Source organism: Acinetobacter sp. YH12201 (assembly GCF_013418145.1).
Lineage (GTDB): Bacteria > Pseudomonadota > Gammaproteobacteria > Pseudomonadales > Moraxellaceae > Acinetobacter.
In genome coordinates, this window is record NZ_VPCP01000046.1 from 1 (window position 1) to 22,457 (window position 22,457).

The following is a 22,457-nucleotide window of genomic DNA, read 5'->3' on the forward strand; positions in this document are numbered from 1 at the left end:
TCGTCACCAGCAAGCTAGGTCGGCTATATTACACTAGATATTCTCAGTGTCAATCAGTAATTCAAATTGTTTTAAACTTTCTTTCTAAAACCCAATCTTAACACTTCGTGCTAAGTTGCTGTTTTATTAGAAGTTTTAATCTTCATCACCGCCGATGGATGTGCATTCTACAGCATTTTAATGTGCTTGCAACTCCTTTTTAAAAGGAGTTGAATCGGGTGTCTATTTTATAAACCAGAAAATAAATAAGTATATGTTTTATATAATTAAATTATTTAAATAAAAATATTCATTATTTTATTTAGAAATGTAACTTCAACCTAAAACCATGAAAAATATAAATTTTATAAAATAAAAAACCAAAAAAGCAGGAGAATACTCCTGCTTTTTGCCTAATTTAAAGACAAATTAGAACTTCATACTCACCCGTGCCCAATAGTTACGTCCAATATTGTTAAACTGTTCATCACTATCAAAACCAAAGCCAGCACTGCCAGCTTTATTTAGATGCTCGGTATAGGTTTTATCAAGCACGTTATCAATACCGACTGACAAATCAACACCATCTCGTAAATGATAAGTTCCATTTAGGGATAAAGTGGCAAAACCTGCGCTTTCCTTAAAGTCCTTACCAACAATATTGCCTTGATTCTGGCTGACACGGCTTTGATCATCCACTATTCTCCATAATGCACCCAGAGTATAGTTGTCTTGAATATAACGTAAGTTGATACGTGCCTCTAAAGGTGCTATCTGTGGTAACGGTGTATTGTCTGTGGTATTTTCACCCCACGCATACATCGCACTCACATCCGCCTGAATTGCATCGGTAAACTGATAACCAATACCCGCTTCTGCACCGGCAATGGTTGCATCCACATTACGTGAATCTGCTGCATTGGCCATCATACTGGTCATCTTGGTTGGATCATAAGTCATCAAGATAAAATCATTGATTAGCCCGGCATAAGCTGAAGCCCAAGTATTTAATGCACCATGCTGATGCTGATAACCTAAGTCCAATTGTAAGGTTTTTTCAGTATCTAAGCGTTTGAAGGTATGCATCGTACCTTCATAATCAGTTCTAAAAAGTTCCCAATAATCCGGCATGCGTTCAACATAGCCAAGACCAAGATAGCTTTTGGCATTATGATCTGGATGCTGGCTTTCTAAGCGTAAAAAGGCACTTGGTATGGTCTCAGTCCGCTTCACCCCTTTTGCAAGTTTTTCCACACTAACATCATCAACGCGTGCACCACCGACCAACTTATGTTGTTCAGTCATCTGATAGCTTAGTTCACCAAATGCCCCATAGGAATTAAACTTCATATCTGTCTTCACTGGCATAGTCATCATGGCAGAGCTCATCCCACCAGCATGATGGTTTTGCTGTGAATCCACACCTGATACGAGTTGAAACTTGTCCCATTCACTGGTCATTGCAAGACGGGTATTCAGCGTACGGCGCGTAACATTCATGGATTTATCAGCAGCAGGAACGTCTCGTAAGCTATAGTTATCCATGACATGATCGTTAAAGTTGTAATTGATTTGCCCTTCAACTTTTTTAATCACATCATTGATATTCTTTTTCTCAAATCGCAAGCCTAGACTTTCCCTGGCAAATTTAGAGCCATCCATATCACGTCCTGCATACACCACTTCACCGTCGGCTTTTCCCCCACTCAGTTCGATCCATGTATTTTCGTCCGGTGTCCAACCCAATGCAACATCGGCATTCCAGCGTTCCCAGTCCGATGGAACAGTGGTACCATCACCATCTTTATAACTATCCGACACAGAACGATTGGTATTCAGGCGGATATATTTTTTTTCATCGCCGATTGCCGTTTCCACATTCTGATCCAGACGACCATAAGAACCGAGCAGCACACTGGCCTGACCACGATAATTTTTTTCAGCCGTTAATTCAGTTTCCGGACCACGCTCAAAAATAACCGTCGCAGCCGAACCGGTATTGGCATATTGCACCGTTTGTGGCCCTTTGATCACCGAAATCCGGTCATAACTTTCTGGGGAAATATAAGATGTCGGTGAATCCATACGACTTGGACATGCCCCGAGGTTTTCCGTACCATCGGTCAAAATTTTAATCCGTGAACCAAACATACCACGGAAGGTCACATCCCCATTGGTTCCGGCACCGCTATTGACTGAACTAAAACCGACAATACTTTGCAGATAATCTGCACCATCTGTCGCCGGAATCGGCTGGATCGGCTGTTTGGGATCGGCATGCACAATCAAACCATTGGCATCATTGCCCTGATGAGCAGTTACCACAATCGGCGCTAAGGTTTGAACAGTAGTCGTTTGTTGCTCGGCAAATACAGCCGCTGAATAACCGGCAACACAAATCGCAGCCGCAAGTGGCTGTAAAAAGAATTTTGGCTGAGCCATTTTCAATCTCACTAATACATAAATATGAGCTGCGGTTGAAGCAGCGCAAGGGCTAGAGTCAGTCAAGACCCGAAAATACCTTTTGATTTATGCAAATAGTGGTGGGGCTCGCCCTTGGGGCAGAAGAAAGAGTCGCTGTAAAACAAACCAGACATGACTAAAAGTCTTCTGGAATGCCAATAAGCGTACTTGAATACGGTCTAAAACTTCTTTGACCTCCAGTTCAGGAGGCAAAACCAAATTACCGTAGACAGTACAATACTGACATTGATGATCGGCATCTTGATGGCTATGTTCTACAGACTGCTGTTGATGATCTTGATGCAACTGATGATGTGCATGTGTGGATGCGGAAATGTACGGTAAAGCAGGTTTTTGCAATAATGCACGCGTAATGGTTTCACAGACCGGAGCAATCTGATATTGCTTCGGCAGCAAAGGCTGTAAAAACACAGCAATCTGTAAAAATACGGCTATACAAGATAGCGGTAGACCACTACGAAAAAGCACAGGCAAATCCTAAAATTTGTCGGCGGCCAGTATAACAAAGCCCAATTTAAATTGGGCTTTTTTTTAAACTATTTAATCCGGAAGTTGTATGGATTAGCGTTTCACCGCGACTTTTTCTTTTTGGCGCTGACGCACTACTTTTTCCACTTTTTCACGTGCACGTTGACGTTTTAAAGGCGATAAATAATCAACAAATAATTTACCATTTAAGTGATCCATTTCATGTTGAATACAAACAGCGAGAAGTTCGTCTGCTTCCAGCTCAAATGATTGACCCTCAAGGTTAATTGCCTCGATTTTTACACGTGACGGACGCTCAACTTTATCGTATATTTGGGGCACTGACAGACAGCCTTCTTCATAAGGCTGAGTTTCTTCAGTTAATGGCGTAACTTTGGGATTAATAAAGACCATGGGTTGATCTTTATTTTCAGATAAATCCATGACTATCAGCTGAATATGACGATCCACCTGTGTAGCAGCCAAACCGATACCTGGGGCTTCATACATGGTTTCAAGCATATCGGCTACGAGCTGACGAATTTCATCAGTAACTTCTTCGACTGGTTTAGCAATGGTACGCAGACGGGGATCCGGGAAACTTAAAATAGGTAATAAGGCCATACGGTGTCCTCACTTATGCCATTGATCAAAAAACAAAATGAAGGAATGCTTCATCAAAAAAATGTGTGTAATATCGTTATTATAACGCAACTACATACATAATTTTAGGAATTATGATAATGAAAAAGGTTTTGAAGGGCATGCCAACTTTTAGTGCCTTGGGGTTTAAAAAACAATTGTTGGCACTTGCCGTATGTGTAAGTGTTGGGGCCGGCATGGTCAGCATTGCTGAAGCAGCACCTGCTCGTAATATCAATCCACCTGCATTAAAAGCCGGAGCACCACAAGTTTATGTGGTGAAAAAAGGCGATACTTTATGGGATATTTCCAAAAGATTTTTGAAGAATCCAGTACGTTGGCCTGAAATCTGGGCCAGCAATAAACATGTGAAAAACCCACACTGGATTTTCCCGGGCGACCGCCTGCTCATGTGTACCTATAACGGCAAACCAATTATTGGTAAAGATGAAGGTGATGGCTGTGAAGGGATTATCCGTCGTTATACCGGTGGCACCAAGTTACAACCTCAGGTTCGGGTAGAATCATTAAACAATGCCATTCCAGTCATTCCGCTGGAACACATCAAGCAGTGGTTAGAACGCAGCACCATTGTTGCACCTGAATCCATCACAGGTACGCCATACATTTTAGGCACGGCGGACCAACGTGTTCTGGCGGCTCAAGGTCAAACAGTATATGCGCGCGGTAATGGTCTGGAAGTGGGCCAACGCTATGCCGTTTACCGTGAAGGTGAACCGTATATGTTTACCGATGCAAAAGGCAAAAAATACAATGCCGGTCTTGAATTGATTCAGGTGGCATCTGGCATTGCCATCCGTGGTGAAAATGACATTACTACGCTTGAACTGACAGATACCTATAATGCTGAAGTTCGTCGTGGCGACCGTGTATTGCCTGAATACGATCCAATGCTTCCAACCTTATTCTACCCAACCAATGCTGAAGATGTGGTTGCCGGTGGCCAAGTGGTTCGCGTGATGGGATCAATTGGCACTGCTGCGAAACACAGTGTAGTGACGATTGACCGTGGTAGTTTGCAAGGCGTTCAAGCTGGACAGGTATTGACGGTGAGCCAGAAAGGCGAAGTCGTGACTGACCCGAAAACCAAAGAGCGTATTCAACTCCCTGGACAGCACATTGGTAACATCATGGTATTCAAGAGCTTTGATAACCTGAGTTATGCCTATGTACTGGATAGCGAATTGCCAATTAAAGTCGGTGCTGGCATCCAGCCACCACTAATGGATGAATAATCCTTCAATCAAAATAAAATAAGGCTGAGATTCAGCCTTATTTTTTAAACAATAATTTAAACAATAAAAAGAAGATATCTTTAAAGGTCTCGTTATGCTCAATTCCTTAAGCGCCTTGCAGCTGGATTACATTCGTTTATGGTTTCTGGTACAGCACTCTCTGCCCAGCTTTTATAAAATCCAGGAATACTATACCCATCTGGCCGAAGCAACACAGCCTGACCAAATTGAAACATGGCAAAAACTTGGCATTCACAAAAATCATATTCAGCGGCTGCGAGATTTTCATCTTCCTGAATCACAGCGGCAATTTCAGCATTGTATTGATCTGATTCAAAAACAGAGTGATTTTGTACTGTTGCAGGATGATGCACACTACCCGCAGCAACTACTGCCCTATGCCGATAAGCCGCCGATCCTGTTTGGCCAGGGCAATGTCCAAACCCTGTTACAAGCACAAATTGCCATTGTCGGTAGCCGTAAACCCAGCAATCACGGACGCCAGGTGGCCTATGACTTTGCTTATTATCTCAGTGAAAAAGGCTTTTATATCAGCAGTGGCTTGGCACAAGGCATTGATGAAGCCGCCCATCAGGGTGCTTTGCAGCACAATCGCACCATTGCCGTGATGGGTACAGGCCTAGACCTGACCTATCCCAGTCAAAATCAGCCGTTGCGACAGCAGATTCTTGCTCAGGCCGGTACGGTAATCACCGAGTTCTTACCCGGAACCCCTCCTTTACAGCAGCATTTTCCGCGGCGCAACCGCATTGTCAGTGCCTTAAGCCTCGGCGTGATTGTGGCAGAAGCTGCACTGAAAAGTGGTTCTTTAATCACGGCGAAATGGGCAGCGGAACAAGGCAAATTGATCTTTGCCATTCCAGGACATATTTATAGCGAGCATCATCAAGGCTGCCATCAACTGATTCGTGAAGGTGCCATTTTAGTGGATCATCCTGAACAGGTGATTGAAGATCTGGCCCTGCCGACACAATGGCATACGCAACAGCACAGCGAACAGGCCAGCAAACTTGCCCCTTTGGATACCCAACCCGAACTGCCAGCGCATTTAAGCGTTTTGTACAATCAGCTAGACTGGATCGGACAACATCTGGATGAACTGGTCATTCAACTGCAGTTAGACATTGCCACCCTGACCAGTCAATTGATGGAACTGGAATTACTTGGCTTGTGCACCCAACAAGCTGGCATGTATCTACGTTGTCGTCCAGGCAAATAAGGTTCACAATAGCGCTTTAATCAATTTGAAGAGAAAGGTCTGATGATTAGCACCTCTGTTGCCGAAGCTGCTCAATGTTTAAAACAGGGACATGTTTTAGCATATCCCACAGAGGCAGTTTGGGGCTTAGGCTGTGATCCTTTTAACGAACAAGCATTCCTGGAAATTCTACGTTTAAAGCAACGTCCCATTGAAAAAGGGGTAATTCTCCTGGCAGCACAAATTGCACAGGTAGAACATCTGTTAAAACCGCTGACTGCGGAAATGCGCCAACAGGTCATTGATTCATGGAGTCATCGCTCTCCGACTGAACGTGCAACCACCTGGCTGTTACCTGCAGGTAACCATATTCCGGCATGGATTAAAGGCAACCATCCCAAAGTAGCGGTGCGGGTCACTACCCACCCCTTATGTGTCGCACTGTGCAATGCCTTTAACGGTTTTATTGTCTCGACCAGTGCCAATCCTGCAGGAGAAAACCCTGCCCGCTCCCTTCAGGAAGCCAGCCAATATTTTTCCAGCCAGGTAGATTATTTAAATGGCGATTTAGGTTTAAGCAAAGAACCTAGCCGTATTGTGGATGCTGAAACAGGTGAAGTGATCCGCGCTTAATGCGGATCATTTTGATATAATACGGGCTGAATATTATTTTCAGGCAAAAAAAAGCTCAACCATATAGGGATGGTTGAGCATAAAAAGGATGTGCATAAATCACATCCAGAGGGTATGTAAATCTGGTTGCGAAGGTTTAAAGATTGTTAAGAATAACTTAAACATTCACGATATAAATATTATGTAATAATTAATTTCTTTATACAAATATATTATTTATCTTAAAAGGCAGCTAAAAACTATCAAATATTTATCACTTTTTATTAATAATTTAAATTATCTTACTATTTTTTAATTATCTTTTAGCTAAATATCCATTTTAAATACTTTTTTAAAACTACGACTCAGACTTTATTTCCATAAGAATTAATGATAAAACCAGTTTATTTGTCTGTTTTTTAATCTATTATTTTTACGTTTATGCATTTAATTTTGCTGTTGTTACTACCCGATCTTTCTTTTGAGCCAATAAAATACCCAATAAAATGACCAGACCACCGATGCTGTGATACATGGTCCATGCTTCACCTAACCACAGATTGGCAATAATGGCCGTACAGACCGGCATTAAATTCATAAAAATACTGGTGCGATTCGGTCCGATCATCTGTACCGCCAACATCCAGACCAATGGTGCAATCAAAGATGGGAAAATACCGGCATACAGCACACTGCTTACATTGTGTTGATCAATTGTATCCAGCCCCAAGTATAAAACGAAGGGAAAATGGTAAAGCAAGGCAAAAATAATCTGAACATAAAGACTGATCAGCAAGGGAATCTGCAGTTGCCATTTTTTCAGGAAAACGCCATAAAACGCATAAAAAAATACCGCCAGTACCATCATGATATCGCCCGGATGTCCACCAGATTGCAGCAGATGGGTAAAATTTCCCTGAGCCATGACATAAAGCAAACCGGCAAAAGACAGCATGCTGCCTACAACGGCAAAACGGTTAGGCATATCCTTCAGCATGAGCATGGACACAAAAATGGTAAATACCGGAATAAAGGCATTGATAATGCCCATGTTAGTCGCAGTGGTATAATGCGCTGCGCTATAGCCCAACCCTTGATACAGCACCATACCAAAAGCACCAAGAACGGCGAGCTGCTTCCAGTGTGTCAAAACCAGCTGATGTTCACGCCAGACCTTGCCCAGCATAAACGGGGTTAAGACGATAAAAGCTACCAGCCAGCGATAGAAACTGATGCTAACCGGAGAAATATAGTCCGCCACATAACGGGTTACAGTAATGTTCATCGACCAGATTAAAACTGCAAGTAATGGCAAAACAAATGCCCACCAGACTGTTTTGTGTTGCTGTGTCATGCCCTGTACCCTGCTTGAATGTTCAGTTTTTATTTTTACTGAAGTCTGAAATAATTAGAATATCGAATTTCAGACATTAATACTGCGCTCAGGACACTGAAGCATTGGGTTGTGACGATTGAAATGACACCCAAGATCTTTCAGGCATGAATATACGCATACATAAAAATCAAGGATATTCACATGCTCCAGCAGATTCAAAACTATATAGAAGTGGATGAATTCTTTTATCAGAAAGATGAAATTATTGCGCCACACAGTTCATTATGGGGTGATTTCAATTTTAGTCTGAATGGTATTTTGGAATATGAAATTGAAGGACAAATTTATCTGTCGCCACCGAATTATGGTCTCTGGCTCCCTCCACACACAGCACATACCTCTATCGCACTAGATGAACAAATCACCCACTATATCTGTATTCGAGTACATCCTTGCTTATGTCAGCATTTTGCAGCTTGTACCAAAACCTTAAGTATTCGCCCCTTTCTTCGGCATTTGGTACATGAAATCTTAGAGCAAAAACAACAGGGTAGAACCACACTACATTATCAGCATTTATTACTGGTACTGATGGATCAACTAAAAACTGCAGCGGCATATGATCACTATTTACCGCAAACCAACCATGTTTTGCTTAAGCCGCTATTACAGCAATTGGCCAATCCACAGCTATTTCACAAGAGCTTGCAGCAACTTCTCAGCGGCTCGCCTATGAGCGAACGACATTTACTGCGCTTGAGCCAGCAAGAATTACAATTGAGCTTATCGGAATGGCGCAATCGGGCTAAAATTTTATATGCGATCGCTCAAATTCGCCAAGGCATGACCGTGAAAAAATTGGCCTATGAGCTGGGTTATCAACACAGTTCCAGCTTTATTGAGTTTTTTAAACGCTATACCGAACAAACACCTGCACAACTGCGTGATATCTAATACTTACATGAACTTAAATAACTGCTTTGCAATTTGCAGCAGCTTAACAACAAAAATGCCCTAGTCAGGGGCTAAACTCCTATGCCATTTTGATGACAGCACTCTATTAAAGGGAGTCTCTAGCATATATTTCTTAACGTCTTTAATGTTTTAGGTCTGATGTTGTCATTGGATCTATAAGGATGCGCTATGAAAACACCCTTACTGGCTTCACTCTGTGTTGCCACTCTGGCATTAACGGCCTGTGATAAAAAACCAAATGAAGCACCCGCATCGTCAGCAGCTACCAGCGCTTCCCCTGCAGGTACACAACCTGCAACTGCAGCACTGAGTACAAACAATATCAAAGATATTAAAAATGATTTAATTGAAATCCAGACCCTCTCCCAAAATCGCTCCAAAGAGGCTTTAGACTTGCAAAATAAAGCCAATCAGGCTGCGCAAAAAAATGATAAAGCCGCACTAAATACGATCATTGCAGAAATGCAAACCTATATTGCGAACTTTAACCGGGATCTGGATGCTTTAGCCCTGAAAAGTACCGAGCTAGACAAAGTACGTGGCAAAATTAAAGAATCCAATAATCTGGGTATCGAACTTTCTGAAGAAAGTATTGCCGAAAAACCGGATATGAAAAAAATTGCTGAACTGCGAGACCGGGCAACGCAATTGCAAAAAGAACTGGTCGCCGACATGCAGGCTCTGGAAAACAAAGTCAAAACTGCACAATAAGGTATTGCATGATAAAAACAGGTCGATTGGCCTGTTTTTATTTACCCTGCATGAAAGATTACCATCCAGATCTCAATAAAGACTTGTCGATCGACACAATAAGCTTTAAAACAAAGCAGTCATTCAAATTCAAATATTCAAGGACTTTCTCATGAGCCAATCTGTTTATGATATTCCGGTCAAGACCATTGCCGGACAGGACATCACCTTAAATCAATATGCAGGCAAAGTATTGCTGTTGGTGAATGTCGCCTCTAAATGCGGTTTAACCCCGCAATATGAAGGCTTAGAAAAACTGTATAAAGAAAAGAAAGACCAAGGGCTGGAAATTTTAGGTTTTCCTGCCAATAATTTCCTGGCTCAGGAACCGGGTTCTGATGCAGAAATCCAGGAATTTTGTTCTTTGAATTATCAGGTGGATTTTCCGCTATTTTCTAAAATTTCCGTAGCAGGTGAAGATAAGCATCCACTTTATCAAACCCTGACTCAGGCCATTCCTGAACGTATTGGCGAAGGACCTTGGTGGAAAGATCTGGTCGATTATGGCCTGACTCCAAATGAGCCGCCTGAAGTGTTATGGAACTTTGAAAAATTCCTGATTAATAAAAAAGGTGAAGTGGAAGCCCGCTTTGCCCCGGACATCACAGCCGATGATCCGCGTATTGTTGATGCGATTAATGCTGAACTTGCCAAATAAAAGTATGCTCTAAACCGGCCGGCTCAGCGTGTTTAATTCAGGCTGAAGTCGGCTTTATTTTTCTCTAATCATCTTAACTTTCAAAAAACTGTCCAGACATAAGTCTGTTGAACATGACCCAAAACTGAACGAACATCAGGCTATTTCTATCAGCAATTTTTATCATCATATCGGTGAAATAACCTGCCGCATGAATGAGATGCCAGGCAAAATCATCACCAGACAGAACACGCTACTGACGAATAATGAAAGCCGATTGCCATACCACTTTGAAAATTCCCGATCAGCCAGCAAAGGGACATCGGAGCTGGTTGTCCCCAGAAATTAGCAGATTCAAATCAAGGAAGGGATTCAGAGAGTTGCATGCCATTCATGCTTCAGAGCAGGCAGCAAATTACATTTATACAATAGATTATTCACGTTTTCTCTTTAACTTAAAGGTGAAATAAAAATATTGGCTGACAGCTATTTTAAGCGTAGGTAAACCCATGAAAAAACTAGTACATGCTGGACTCTTTGCTTTAACCACTACCGTGCTGGCAGCACCTGCAGCAATCGCTGCGCCACCTGCTCATGCCCATGAAAATAACAACCATGCCCAAAATATGCATCCGGGTGACACACATGGCCAACAGCACGCTGAACAGCGTCATCATGAAGTCGTACAAAACCGGGTTTTAAAACCATCCCACGACTGGAAAGCCGGTCAAGCCCTTCCTTCACATTATTATGGTAAAGGCTACGCAATTGATCATAAACGTTATAAAAATCTGAGTAAACCGGGCAAAAATCAGCGCTGGATTCGCGTCAATGGCGACTATGTACTGATTAACACGCTCAATCACAGTATTGTGAAAATTATGACAAATTGAGCTTAGTCATTTATGTAAAGTTAAGAGCGCTGCAGCGCTCTTTTTTAATAACTCAAGCACTTATATTCAAAATATTTGTTATCACTTTGCAACAATTAGTTTTTTCTCCACATTCTGTCCCTATATTGTGAGGTATTGATTGAAGCTGAAATGAAAGAGATATGAAAAAATTCATCCAAAATGCGGTTTCTCCTTTTGTGATGTTTAGTGCGGGCCTTTTGCTGATTGGTTGTGAACAAGCCAGTACACCGGATTCAACTGAAAATGAAACATCCAGCGAAGTCTCCGAACAGGTCTCTACCCCGTCAGCTACAGAAGCCTCAGCTAATAAAACCGAACTGAAAAGCGGAAACATGTTTTATATTGTCCGCGATGTTGCCGATATGCAATTGAAAACCGGTGACTATATTGAACAGCTCAAACAGAGCCAATCGGATTTAGAAGCGGCTGTTTCCAATCATGATCAGCAGCAATTACAAAGCACTGCAGAATCCTTAAAAGCCCAGTTAAAAGGTTTTGATCAGGCTCTCAGCAGCTTGAACCTGAAAAGCCAGGAAATTGATTCGATTCGTCAAAATGTAATGCAGGCCAATCAGCAAGTACTAGCCACCCCGTTTTTAAATGGCAAGATCGACTTGACTCAGGTCGATTTCAAGAAAATTGAACAACAAATGGGTACGATCCAGACGGAAATGATTAAACTGGCCGGCATGATGATTCCTGCAGGTCAGCATGATTCAGGTTCAAGTGAATCAGATCAGGAAAGTTAATTCTCCTATAGAGAAAGCCTCTAAAAATAAAGACCAATTCAGCGGTCCTGCAGAATTGGTCTGTTTAAATTGAAGATTAAAGTCTCATATCAATCACGATACGGCCATCAATTTTACCCTGCTCCATACGCTCAAAAATATCGTTAATATTCTCAAGCGGTTCTACATGGATATGCGCCTTGACCTTGCCGCGCGCTGCAATATCCAGTGCTTCTTTCAAGTCCAGACGCGTTCCAACAATCGAGCCGCGCACGGTAATCCCTTCCAGCACCATATTAAAAATCGACAAGTCAAAGGTTCCCGCTGGTAAACCGTTTAAAACCATAGTGCCACCACGACGAACAATTGCCACAGCCTGTTCAAATGCCTTTGGCGATACCGCGGTCACCAAAACACCGTGACAACCCTCACCCGTGGCTTTCATGACTTCTTCCTTGACATCCACTTTCAGGGCATTAATGGTCACATCGGCACCCAAGTTTTTGGCCAATTCCAGTTTAGAATCATCCACATCAATTGCCACCACATTAAAGCCCATGGTCTTAGCATACTGAATTGCCACATGACCTAGGCCACCAATCCCGGAAATGGCGACCCAGTCCCCGGTTTTGGCCTCTGTCATTTTCAAACCTTTATAGACTGTCACGCCAGCACATAAAATCGGAGCAATTTCCAGCAGATCGACACCTTCAGGAATCACGCCGACGTAGTCACCATCTGCCAGACAATATTCAGCAAAACTGCCATTCACTGAATAACCCGAATTTTGCTGTTTCTTGCACAAGGTTTCCCAGCCTGCATAGCAATGATCGCAATGACCACATGCCGAATACAGCCACGGAACACCTACAATATCTCCCACCTTTAAATGCTCTACACCCTCACCGACCTCTATGACTTCACCCACACCTTCATGGCCGGGAACAAAAGGTAAAGTCGGTTTTACCGGCCAATCCCCATGCATGGCATGCAGATCGGTATGACAAACACCTGTTGCAATAATTTTCACCAGTACTTTGCCCGGACTGATTTTCGGAATTTCCAGTTCTTGTATTTGCAGCGGCTGGTTAAATGCCGTAACCACCGCGGCTTTCATTGTATTCGCCATATTGATGTTCTCCATATTACGCATACTGAGAAGACTCTTGTTAGAGGAGCCACAGCCCTACTACCCTACTATATAGAACAATAAATAATCAAAATGAGTGGATTTGTATCGGATTTGATTACTTTAGATGTGTTTGCCGTTCAGCAGTACAAGGTGTGCCGGCTCTAAAATGATTGTTTCTTATTTTGAAGCTGATTTGAAAAAAATCACTGGTAAGACTATAAATAACAGCAAGGCATAGCCGATCTTGCTAAAGTCGGGATTCGGGCAACGGATAAGAACTAGAAATGTCGCGTTTAACTCAGATTATTAATGAGATTTATAGAGAGTAAACAAATTATTAAGGGTGATTTTTCATCTTAGCAACGAGGTTCATTCTTACCGACTCATGGATTTTACTGTACACGCCATTGTTTAAAAGCAGCCTGCATCGCTTGTTTTTCTTTAGATGAGGCTAGACGACTTTCCATAACAGAAAAATCACCTTTATACGCTGCAGCAACCATAGATTTTGCCAGTTCCTCGATACTCTTTCGACCGTACTGTTTATAAGCCAGGATTTCATCTTGCGTTAAAACCAAGTCCCAGCAGGATACGACCGAACTCATATCCACTGCAATGCTGAGATAATAATGCTCAAAGTCTTGGTAAAGTTCCCAAAAGTGCGGTTCATGTTCGATAAGGTTCATCTAAAACCATAAGCGTTCAAAGTAGATACTTTTAATCTATACCCAATACCTGCTTATAAGCTATGCAACTTTAGATATTATTTTTGCACTATTAAAATAAAATAGAAATTGTTTGGCTTGAAATAACCCGGCAAAAGCCAATTTTCCTGAAGTAAAAACATGCGCATGGGTAATCTAAAAAGGTAGAGATATAAGCTGGAAGTAAGATCGAATGAAATTTTAAGTTAAAAATAGAACGGTGCTCTGTGTTCTATTCTCCCTCTATACAATTGATGTTTTTATAAAAAAACATTATCCACTTCTCATTTTTCCTATAATATGTACAAATAGCAAACACAAAAAATATTTTATAATATGAAAAAAATTATTCTTGTGGTGGTCTGTTTAGCAATCATGGCGTATGGCGTGTTGCATTTCATCATGCCTGAAAAAGCTATGCCACGCTTAAATCAATTTTTTTCTCACCCTATAAAAGATGTTCAACTGATTCAAGACTGGCTCAAACATAATCAACAACAGCAGTTGTTATTGGTTGATGTGATCCAACCGGTCAGTCCAAAGCAAACTGGTCCTTATGTTGAATATATCAAACAACGAATTGAATTGAATCAACAAAATATTCAGCGTATTAAGCTCAGTCACTACAAAAGCAAAGCATTTAAAGAAATTCAACAGCTGGAAATTCACGCCTTGCAGCAATGGAATAATCTCCATCAAAGCAATATTGTTGATGCTTTTGAACAGCAACAACGTTTTTTAGATTTGCCCATGAAAGAATTGAAACAACTGGACACTGAAGCACGTTACGCACTTCAACAACAAGAAATGAGCGTATTGCAACGGCTACAACAGTTGGTCCAGCAAAACAGCGATTATGTTGCAGATATTGACCATAACCTGCTTGGTGACTGGCTTGACTACCATTTGATGCAACATGAAATTCACCCGATCATTGTCGAAGGGCAAAGTCCTTCCTCCACTGACCCAGATGATCGTTTAGAAGCATTACAAGATTTGCAACTGTATAAACGTTTTCAGCCAGATACGGATGAATATAAATACATCATGGCTCTTTTAACTCAGCTTTGGCATGTTGAATATCCCACTTCATCCAATCTAGCCACAGCAAACCCGCAACCGATTTCATATGCTGATCAATCCGGAGAAGAAATTATCGTTCCGGAAGATACACCAAAAGCTGAAAAATTGAAGCAACTGATTAAGACACAAGATGACAAAGTGAGTGATATGTTGTTCGGTCAACTCAGACAGGCTTTCTTTAAAGAAAAATAGAATTAAATATAGAAAATTTAAAAATAAAAAAACCACCCTTTCGGGTGGTTTTTCAATCTCGAACCGTGTCTTATTGAGCGCGGTTTTTGATTTTGCGGATGGTTTCCAGCTGAGCAGCAGTTTCTGCAAGAGCAGCCAAAGCAGCAGCAGAGTCCAAGTCGCTCTTTTGATTTGCTAGCAATTGTTCAGCTTGTTTACGAGCTTCAATAATTGCTGCTTCATCAAGGTTGTCAGCACGTACTGCAGTGTCTGCAAGTACTGTAACAACGTGCGGTTGAACTTCAAGTACACCACCAGATACATAGATTAACTCTTCTGTACCATTTTCAAGCAGAACGCGGATTGCGCCCGGCTTGAGTAAAGTTACTAGCGGAGCATGGCCAGGCATAATACCCAACTCACCGCCAGCACCTTTAGCAATTAGCATAGTTACAGTGCCTGAGTACAAAGACTCTTTAACACTTACAACGTCACATTGCATAGTCGCCATGAGAATCTCCTAAATTAGGTAGCTAATTAAAGTTTCTCGGCTTTAGCAATCACTTCGTCAATACCACCAACCATATAGAACGCCTGTTCTGGGATGTGATCGTATTCACCAGCTAGAAGACCTTTAAAGCCACGAATTGTTTCTTTAAGCGGTACAAGTTTACCAGGAGCACCAGTAAACACTTCAGCTACGTGGAATGGTTGAGAGAAGAAACGTTGGATCTTACGTGCACGGTATACAGTAAGTTTGTCTTCTTCAGCCAATTCGTCCATACCAAGAATCGCGATGATGTCTTTCAATTCTTTATAACGTTGAAGAACGTTTTGAACTGAACGAGCAATTTCGTAATGCTCAGCACCCACAACTAATGGATCTAACTGACGTGAAGTAGAGTCAAGTGGATCGATCGCTGGGTAAATACCAGAAGATGCGATGTCACGGCTCAATACTACAGTTGCATCCAAGTGAGCGAAGGTAGTAGCAGGCGATGGATCTGTTAAGTCATCGGCAGGTACGTATACCGCTTGGATTGACGTAATAGAACCAGACTTAGTAGATGTAATACGTTCTTGAAGAACACCCATCTCTTCTGCAAGAGTCGGTTGGTAACCTACTGCAGATGGCATACGACCTAGAAGTGCTGATACTTCAGTACCTGCCAGTGTATAACGGTAGATGTTGTCTACGAACAATAGTACGTCACGGCCTTTACCGTTTTCGTCTTTCTCGTCACGGAAGTACTCAGCCATAGTCAAACCAGTCAACGCTACGCGTAAACGGTTACCCGGTGGCTCGTTCATCTGACCGTAAACCATCGCTACTTTGTCAAGTACGTTAGAGTCTTTCATCTCGTGATAGAAGTCGTTACCTTCACGAGTACGCTCACCAACACCAGCAAATACAGATAAACCTGAGTGTGCTTTAGCGATGTTGTTGATCAACTCCATCATGTTTACAGTTTTACCAACACCGGCACCACCGAACAGACCAACTTTACCACCTTTAGCGAACGGGCAAAGTAAGTCGATGACTTTAATACCAGTTTCTAAAAGGTCAGTAGATGCTGCTTGTTCAGCATAAGAAGGTGCTTGACGGTGAATCGGCAAACGTTCTTCAGTGGCAACTGGACCAGCTTCGTCGATAGGGCGACCAAGGACGTCCATGATACGACCTAAACATGCAGTACCTACAGGTACAGAGATAGGCGCGCCAGTGTTAGTTACGTTCAAACCACGCTTAAGGCCTTCAGTAGAACCCATTGCAATAGTACGAACTACGCCATCACCAAGTTGTTGCTGAACTTCTAATGTAGTTTCAGTGCCATCAACGTGGAGAGCGTCATAGATCTTAGGAACGCTGTTACGTTCAAACTCGACGTCGATAACCGCGCCGATGATCTGAATGATACGACCGCTACTCATTGCTGTCTCCTCAATTCAAACTAATAATGTTAAACGGCAGCGGCACCACCAACGATCTCAGAAATTTCCTGAGTAATCGCGGCTTGACGCAGCTTGTTATAAATAAGTTGTAGGCTCTTGATCAGCTCACCCGCGTTATCCGTTGCAGCTTTCATTGCAACCATACGTGCAGACTGTTCACACGCGATGTTTTCAATCACGCCTTGATAAACCATAGACTCGATGTAACGAACCAATAAACCATTTAAAAGCTCTTCAGCTTCTGGTTCATAGATATAGTCCCAACCGTATTGACGGTTCAAACCTTCGCTTTCTTCAGCAGCTGCTAAAGGAACGAGTTGTTCGATCTTTTGGTTTTGAGTCATGGCATTGACAAAGCCGTTTGACACCAGATAAATACGATCTAACTCGCCTTTATCGTAAGCGTCCAACATCACCTGTACAGAACCAGTTAACTGTTCAAGACTTGGCGCATCACCTACGTTTGTAGTTGCACCAAGCACTTTACCGCCGTAGTTTTTAAAAAACGAAACCGCTTTTTGACCAATTAAAGCAAATTGAACTTCAATTGACTGCTCTTGTTGCTGTTGAACGTGTTTTACCACTTTCTTGAACAGGTTAATGTTCAAGCCACCAGCAAGGCCGCGATCTGATGACACAATGATATAGCCAACGCGCTTAACCGGGCGTTCAACCATATAACGGTGTTTGTATTCAGGATTCGCTTGGACCAAGTGAGCAATTACACGGTGCATATTTTCGGCATACGGACGGCCTTGAGCCATGCGCTCTTGCGCACGACGCATCTTAGAAGCTGCTACCATCTGCATCGCGCGAGTAATTTTCTGCGTGCTTTTGATACTTGCTACTTTGGCGCGAATTTCTTTTAAATTTGCCATACGCTTAACCTAGTATTCGAAGGCTCTTTCGAGCCCTCGAAGGTTGATTCCGTGAACCAAACCAACACTAATCTAGCAAGTTGCTAAATTAGTAAGTTTGAGTCGCTTTGAACTTTTCAATACCAGCTTTGAATTCAGCTTCGATATCTTTGTCCCAAGCACCAGTCTCGTCAATTTTTTGCATTACTGCAGCATGTTCTGAACGGAAGTAAGCAATTAACGCAGCATCAAATGCAACGATTTTCTTCACTTCAACGTCAGCCATGTAGCCTTCGTTAGATGCATAAATTGAAACAGCCTGGTCAGCAATTGAGTAAGGAGCATATTGTTTTTGCTTCATTAACTCAGTTACACGTTGACCATGTTCAAGTTGCTTACGAGTTGCTTCGTCAAGGTCAGAAGCGAACTGAGCAAACGCTGCCAATTCACGGTATTGCGCCAAAGCAGTACGGATACCACCAGACAATTTCTTGATGATCTTGGTTTGAGCAGAACCACCAACACGAGATACAGAGATACCCGCGTTCACAGCAGGACGGATACCTGCGTTGAACAATGATGTTTCAAGGAAGATCTGACCATCAGTAATCGAAATTACGTTGGTTGGTACGAATGCAGATACGTCACCGGCTTGAGTTTCAATAATCGGCAATGCAGTTAATGAACCAGTTTGGCCTTTAACTTCACCGTTAGTGAATTTCTCAACGTAGTCAGCAGATACACGAGAAGCACGTTCAAGTAAACGGCTGTGTAAATAGAATACGTCACCAGGATATGCTTCACGACCTGGTGGACGACGTAAAAGCAATGAAATTTGACGGTAAGCAACAGCTTGTTTAGACAAGTCATCATAAATGATAAGCGCATCTTCACCGCGGTCACGGAAGTACTCACCCATTGTACAGCCAGCATAAGGAGCTAGATACTGCATTGCTGCAGGATCAGCTGCAGCTGCAGCTACAACAGTTGTGTACGCCATAGCGCCAGTTTCTTCAAGCTTGCGTACTACGTTAGCAATAGTCGATTGTTTTTGACCAATAGCTACGTATACACATTTAATGCCAGAGTTTTTCTGAGCGATGATCGCATCGATCGCCATTGCTGTTTTACCAGTTTGACGGTCACCAATGATCAACTCACGTTGACCACGGCCTACAGGGATCATTGTATCTACTGATTTATAACCAGTTTGTACAGGTTCATCCACTGATTGACGCCAAATTACACCTGGTGCTACTTTTTCAACAGCATCAGTAAGTTTTGCATCAATAGGGCCTTTACCATCAATCGGGTTACCCAAAGCATCTACTACACGGCCTAAAAGTTCTGGACCAACCGGAACTTCTAATACACGACCTGTGCAACGCGCTTTTTGACCTTCTTGAAGGCTTAAGTAGTTACCTAAGACAACGGCACCCACTGAATCCTGTTCTAGGTTCAGTGCCATACCAAATAAGCCGCCGTCGAATTCGATCATTTCACCGTACATTGCATCAGCAAGGCCGTGAATACGCACAATACCGTCGGAAACCATAACAATGGTCCCTTCGTTCTTAGCGGTCGCGCTGGTGTCCAGATCGCCGATACGCTGTTTAATGAGCGCACTGATCTCGGATGGATTCAGTTGTTGCATTGCGCTATACCTCAATCTTTTTAAAGTTCAGTCTTCTTTTACGCAGTAATTTTTTATAAATAATTACGCAAGAAGACGAGTCCGCATTTTTTCAAGCTTGTTAAGCGCAGAATCATCTATCACTTGGTCGCCTGCACGAATAACTACACCAGCAATTAATTCTGGTTTAACTTCTACAGAAACATTTACCGCAGCGTTAAAGCGTTTTTTCAACGCATCTGCAAGTAGTTGTTCTTGTGTAGAAGACAATGGGAATGCTGATTCAATCACAACATCCACAGTGTTGTTATTCTGTGATTTGAGCTGTTCGTATTCTGTTTCAATTTCAGGAAGAAGAGTCAAACGGTCATTTTCAGCAAGCAATGTCAAAAAGTTTGACACTGCTGCGGTTTGATCTTCACCTAAAACTTTAGCAAAAACACTTACCTGCTCTGCAGGAGTAAGCTCAGGGCGATTTAAGTAAGCTGAAAATGCTTCGTCTTGCACCGCAGCACTGAGCAAAGTTAATGCATTTGACCAAGCGTCAGTTGCACCTTGCTCAGAAGCGTAAGCAAATGCTGCTTTAGCGTATGGGCGTGCCAACGTCAAGAGTTCAGCCATAATCCGCCTCTCTTAAAGTTTAGCAGCCAGCTGAGTCAGCATGGCATTGTGAGCTTCTGCGTCAACTTGCTGGGTCAGAATTTTTTCTGCACCAATCACTGCAAGAGCAGCAACTTGTTGACGTAATTCTTCGCGAGCAGCATTGATTTCAGTATCAACAGCTTCTTTCGCTTGTTGACGAATACGCTCACCTTCAGCAGCTGCTTGAGTACGCGCTTCTTCTACCAATTGCGCACCGCGACGGTTCGCTTGTTCGATCAATTGAGCCGCTTGTGCTTTAGCTGCGTCTAATTCAGCTTTCACTTGAGCTTGCGCATCGGCAAGGTCAGCTTTTGCTTTTTCAGCAGCGTTTAAGCCATCAGCGATTTTACGCTGACGCTCACTAATCGCATTGATTAGTGGTGGCCATACAAACTTCATGCAAAATGCGACGAAAATCGCAAATGCAATCGCTTGGCCAATCAATGTGAGGTTGATATTCATTGCTATTCCTCAATGGTTTAATTTAGGAATTAAGCTGATTAACCTACAAATGGATTAGCGAAGATGAAGAACAAGCCAATACCAACACCGATCATAGGCACAGCATCAAGAAGACCCGCGATTAAGAACATACGAGTTTGAAGTTGTGGAGCCAATTCTGGTTGACGAGCAACAGCTTCAAGGAAGCGACCGCCTAAAAGACCAAAACCAATCGCAGTACCTAAAGCACCGAAAGCGATCAAGATAGCAGATGCAATTGCAACTAGACCTAAAGTGAGTTCCATGATAATTCCTCAGAGGTTAGGTATATACCAAATTAAAGTAAAAAATTAAGCCCAACCATCCTTTTGACAGTCAGGCAATACCATTAATGTTTTTCGCTAGCCATACTCAAGTATACGATAGTCAGCATCATGAAAATGAATGCTTGTAACGTAATAACAAGAATGTGGAAGATCGCCCAAGGCACAGACAACGCCCACTGGATCCAGAACGGTAATAATGCGATGAGGATGAAGATTAACTCACCTGCATACATGTTACCGAAAAGTCGTAGAGCCAATGAAACTGGACGTGCAAGGAATGTTACGAGTTCCAGAATCAAGTTCACTGGAATGAGCAACGCTTTTGCAACTGGGTTACTTGGGTTAAATGGGTTGAGTGCTAACTCGCCGACGAAACCGCCGATGCCCTTTTCACGAATGCTATAGAACAAGATAAGTACAAATACTGACAATGACATACCAAGGGTAACGTTAGGGTCAGTAGATGGAACAATCTTGAAGTAAACGTGATGCGGGTCCATACCAAATACGTTTGAACCAATAATTCCTGCAAGATGCGGGATGAAATCCACTGGAAGTAAATCCATCGCATTCATCAGGAAAATCCACACAAAAATTGTGAGGGCTAAAGGCGCAATTAAGCGTGATTTGCCATGGAAAGTGTCGCGGACACTTGAGTCAACAAACTCGATGATCATTTCGATTGCAGACTGGAACTTGGTAGGAACACCAGCGTTTGCAGCTTTCGCTACTAACCAGAACAACAAACAGAAAACCACACCGAGAGTGATAGACCAACCCATTGAATCCAAGTGAATAGCAGTGAACCCCATCTGTTGAGCTTCATCAGCAGTCTCAGCCAATTTCCAAGAACCATCAGGCATTTTGCCATAGGTTAAATTGGTCAAGTGATGCTTGATGTACTCGGTCGAAGTAAGGGCATGTTCTTCAGCAGCCATAAATCACACCTGGTCAATGTCAAATACTAAATAGAGAGAACGAACATCGCGTGCTGCCTGATATCTCGTTCATCTCCTAAAAAACTTTTCAATTTTTTGTTGTGTTTAAACTTATTTCCGGAGTCGTGACGCCCAAAAAGGTGCGACCCACGTCATCGTCTGAACAAGTATAAATCCACAAAACAATGCCACCGCTGACAACGGTTTGACAGTGCTTAAAATTAAAATGAAACCAACAATCACAATTGCAAACTTGCCCATCAAGCCTCTATACATGTTCGAAAGAACCTGTTTTGAAGCTCGCGCACCTGCGGCTCGAAACGATTGCCAAGAAAAATAACAACTTGCAAGCCAACACACCAACGCACCAAGTGCGGCACTGTAAGCTGCAGTTGAGTCTTTCACGACCCACGCTATCAAGGCTGAAACAGGAATCATGCATGCTTGTAAAATGACTAAAGCTTTCGCTAATCGTCGGTCAATCATGCGACTAGTTCGGCTCATTATTTATTCACTCACAGCAATCATGCTTGACAAGTTTAGCTGATGATCGTTTTTAATCGCAGGCATTATAGAG

General features: G+C 42.5%; 24 protein-coding genes. 9 read left to right on the top strand and 15 right to left on the bottom strand.

Features of this window, described 5'->3' with window-relative positions; genetic code table 11:
• Window positions 1-408 precede the first annotated feature (408 nt).
• From FTU91_RS10070 to def, 3 genes are all read right to left on the bottom strand, one after another.
• A complete protein-coding gene (locus FTU91_RS10070) occupies window positions 409-2,421 on the bottom strand; it encodes a TonB-dependent copper receptor (RefSeq protein WP_180082085.1) in 2,013 nt (670 codons plus the stop codon).
• An 87-nt stretch (window positions 2,422-2,508) separates the two neighbouring features.
• Window positions 2,509-2,931, bottom strand: coding sequence for a DUF2946 family protein (locus tag FTU91_RS10075; protein WP_180082086.1), 423 nt, complete (start codon window positions 2,929-2,931; stop codon window positions 2,509-2,511).
• 93 nt (window positions 2,932-3,024) lie between these two features.
• A complete protein-coding gene (gene def / locus FTU91_RS10080) occupies window positions 3,025-3,555 on the bottom strand; it encodes a peptide deformylase (protein ID WP_086196623.1) in 531 nt (176 codons plus the stop codon).
• A gap of 119 nt (window positions 3,556-3,674) precedes the next feature.
• Between def and FTU91_RS10085 the strand changes: the two genes are divergently transcribed.
• The 3 genes from FTU91_RS10085 (at window position 3,675) to FTU91_RS10095 (ending at window position 6,681) form a co-directional block, all read left to right on the top strand.
• Complete coding sequence (locus FTU91_RS10085; RefSeq protein WP_180042919.1) at window positions 3,675-4,829, top strand: LysM peptidoglycan-binding domain-containing protein; 1,155 nt, start codon at window positions 3,675-3,677, stop codon at window positions 4,827-4,829.
• Window positions 4,830-4,923: 94 nt separating this feature from the next.
• Window positions 4,924-6,069 (top strand): DNA-processing protein DprA, encoded by a 1,146-nt coding sequence (dprA, locus tag FTU91_RS10090; RefSeq protein ID WP_180042918.1) that lies wholly within the window; start codon window positions 4,924-4,926, stop codon window positions 6,067-6,069.
• A 42-nt stretch (window positions 6,070-6,111) separates the two neighbouring features.
• Complete coding sequence (locus tag FTU91_RS10095; RefSeq protein ID WP_166172014.1) at window positions 6,112-6,681, top strand: L-threonylcarbamoyladenylate synthase; 570 nt, start codon at window positions 6,112-6,114, stop codon at window positions 6,679-6,681.
• A 418-nt stretch (window positions 6,682-7,099) separates the two neighbouring features.
• Here FTU91_RS10095 and FTU91_RS10100 read toward each other — a convergent pair whose 3' ends face one another.
• Window positions 7,100-8,014 carry a DMT family transporter gene (locus FTU91_RS10100; protein ID WP_180082087.1) on the bottom strand — a complete coding sequence of 305 codons (915 nt, stop codon included), beginning with the start codon at window positions 8,012-8,014 and terminating at the stop codon, window positions 7,100-7,102.
• A 183-nt stretch (window positions 8,015-8,197) separates the two neighbouring features.
• Here FTU91_RS10100 and FTU91_RS10105 point away from each other — a divergent pair, with 183 nt between their 5' ends.
• The 5 genes from FTU91_RS10105 to FTU91_RS10125 all read left to right on the top strand — a co-directional run bounded on the left by FTU91_RS10105 (window position 8,198) and on the right by FTU91_RS10125 (window position 12,021).
• On the top strand, window positions 8,198-8,950 hold the full coding sequence (locus tag FTU91_RS10105; RefSeq protein WP_180082088.1) for a helix-turn-helix transcriptional regulator: 753 nt from the start codon (window positions 8,198-8,200) through the stop codon (window positions 8,948-8,950).
• 189 nt (window positions 8,951-9,139) lie between these two features.
• Entirely contained in the window at window positions 9,140-9,682 is a 543-nt protein-coding gene (locus FTU91_RS10110; protein WP_180082089.1) for a hypothetical protein, read from the top strand.
• 151 nt (window positions 9,683-9,833) lie between these two features.
• Window positions 9,834-10,379: a glutathione peroxidase gene (locus FTU91_RS10115; RefSeq protein WP_180082090.1), complete on the top strand. Its 546-nt coding sequence runs from the start codon at window positions 9,834-9,836 to the stop codon at window positions 10,377-10,379.
• A gap of 488 nt (window positions 10,380-10,867) precedes the next feature.
• Window positions 10,868-11,251: an RcnB family protein gene (locus FTU91_RS10120; protein WP_180042912.1), complete on the top strand. Its 384-nt coding sequence runs from the start codon at window positions 10,868-10,870 to the stop codon at window positions 11,249-11,251.
• A 161-nt stretch (window positions 11,252-11,412) separates the two neighbouring features.
• The gene (locus tag FTU91_RS10125) at window positions 11,413-12,021 is read left to right on the top strand and encodes a hypothetical protein (RefSeq protein ID WP_180042911.1); all 609 of its coding nucleotides are present in this window, start codon (window positions 11,413-11,415) and stop codon (window positions 12,019-12,021) included.
• A 76-nt stretch (window positions 12,022-12,097) separates the two neighbouring features.
• On the opposite strand, the gene adhP is transcribed toward FTU91_RS10125, so the two are convergent.
• Together adhP and FTU91_RS10135 are read right to left on the bottom strand one after the other, a co-directional pair.
• Window positions 12,098-13,129 carry an alcohol dehydrogenase AdhP gene (gene adhP / locus FTU91_RS10130; protein WP_086196633.1) on the bottom strand — a complete coding sequence of 344 codons (1,032 nt, stop codon included), beginning with the start codon at window positions 13,127-13,129 and terminating at the stop codon, window positions 12,098-12,100.
• Between the two features lie 395 nt (window positions 13,130-13,524).
• Entirely contained in the window at window positions 13,525-13,818 is a 294-nt protein-coding gene (locus FTU91_RS10135) for a hypothetical protein (protein WP_180042909.1), read from the bottom strand.
• Between the two features lie 354 nt (window positions 13,819-14,172).
• Here FTU91_RS10135 and FTU91_RS10140 point away from each other — a divergent pair, with 354 nt between their 5' ends.
• Window positions 14,173-15,111: a hypothetical protein gene (locus tag FTU91_RS10140; RefSeq protein WP_180082091.1), complete on the top strand. Its 939-nt coding sequence runs from the start codon at window positions 14,173-14,175 to the stop codon at window positions 15,109-15,111.
• Between the two features lie 70 nt (window positions 15,112-15,181).
• Here FTU91_RS10140 and FTU91_RS10145 read toward each other — a convergent pair whose 3' ends face one another.
• The 9 genes from FTU91_RS10145 to FTU91_RS10185 form a co-directional block, all read right to left on the bottom strand.
• A complete protein-coding gene (locus FTU91_RS10145) occupies window positions 15,182-15,601 on the bottom strand; it encodes a F0F1 ATP synthase subunit epsilon (protein WP_086196636.1) in 420 nt (139 codons plus the stop codon).
• A gap of 26 nt (window positions 15,602-15,627) precedes the next feature.
• The gene (gene atpD / locus FTU91_RS10150; RefSeq protein WP_086196637.1) at window positions 15,628-17,022 is read right to left on the bottom strand and encodes a F0F1 ATP synthase subunit beta; all 1,395 of its coding nucleotides are present in this window, start codon (window positions 17,020-17,022) and stop codon (window positions 15,628-15,630) included.
• A gap of 29 nt (window positions 17,023-17,051) precedes the next feature.
• Window positions 17,052-17,921, bottom strand: coding sequence for a F0F1 ATP synthase subunit gamma (gene atpG / locus FTU91_RS10155; protein WP_086196638.1), 870 nt, complete (start codon window positions 17,919-17,921; stop codon window positions 17,052-17,054).
• Window positions 17,922-18,009: 88 nt separating this feature from the next.
• A complete protein-coding gene (gene atpA / locus FTU91_RS10160; protein WP_086196639.1) occupies window positions 18,010-19,554 on the bottom strand; it encodes a F0F1 ATP synthase subunit alpha in 1,545 nt (514 codons plus the stop codon).
• A 63-nt stretch (window positions 19,555-19,617) separates the two neighbouring features.
• On the bottom strand, window positions 19,618-20,154 hold the full coding sequence (locus FTU91_RS10165; RefSeq protein ID WP_166171993.1) for a F0F1 ATP synthase subunit delta: 537 nt from the start codon (window positions 20,152-20,154) through the stop codon (window positions 19,618-19,620).
• A 12-nt stretch (window positions 20,155-20,166) separates the two neighbouring features.
• The gene (locus FTU91_RS10170) at window positions 20,167-20,637 is read right to left on the bottom strand and encodes a F0F1 ATP synthase subunit B (protein ID WP_086196641.1); all 471 of its coding nucleotides are present in this window, start codon (window positions 20,635-20,637) and stop codon (window positions 20,167-20,169) included.
• Window positions 20,638-20,675: 38 nt separating this feature from the next.
• A complete protein-coding gene (gene atpE, locus FTU91_RS10175) occupies window positions 20,676-20,921 on the bottom strand; it encodes a F0F1 ATP synthase subunit C (RefSeq protein ID WP_000424060.1) in 246 nt (81 codons plus the stop codon).
• Window positions 20,922-21,004: 83 nt separating this feature from the next.
• Window positions 21,005-21,880, bottom strand: a complete 876-nt coding sequence (atpB, locus tag FTU91_RS10180; RefSeq protein WP_086176476.1) for a F0F1 ATP synthase subunit A — start codon at window positions 21,878-21,880, stop codon at window positions 21,005-21,007.
• A gap of 111 nt (window positions 21,881-21,991) precedes the next feature.
• The gene (locus tag FTU91_RS10185) at window positions 21,992-22,384 is read right to left on the bottom strand and encodes an ATP synthase subunit I (RefSeq protein ID WP_092820019.1); all 393 of its coding nucleotides are present in this window, start codon (window positions 22,382-22,384) and stop codon (window positions 21,992-21,994) included.
• Window positions 22,385-22,457 lie beyond the last annotated feature (73 nt).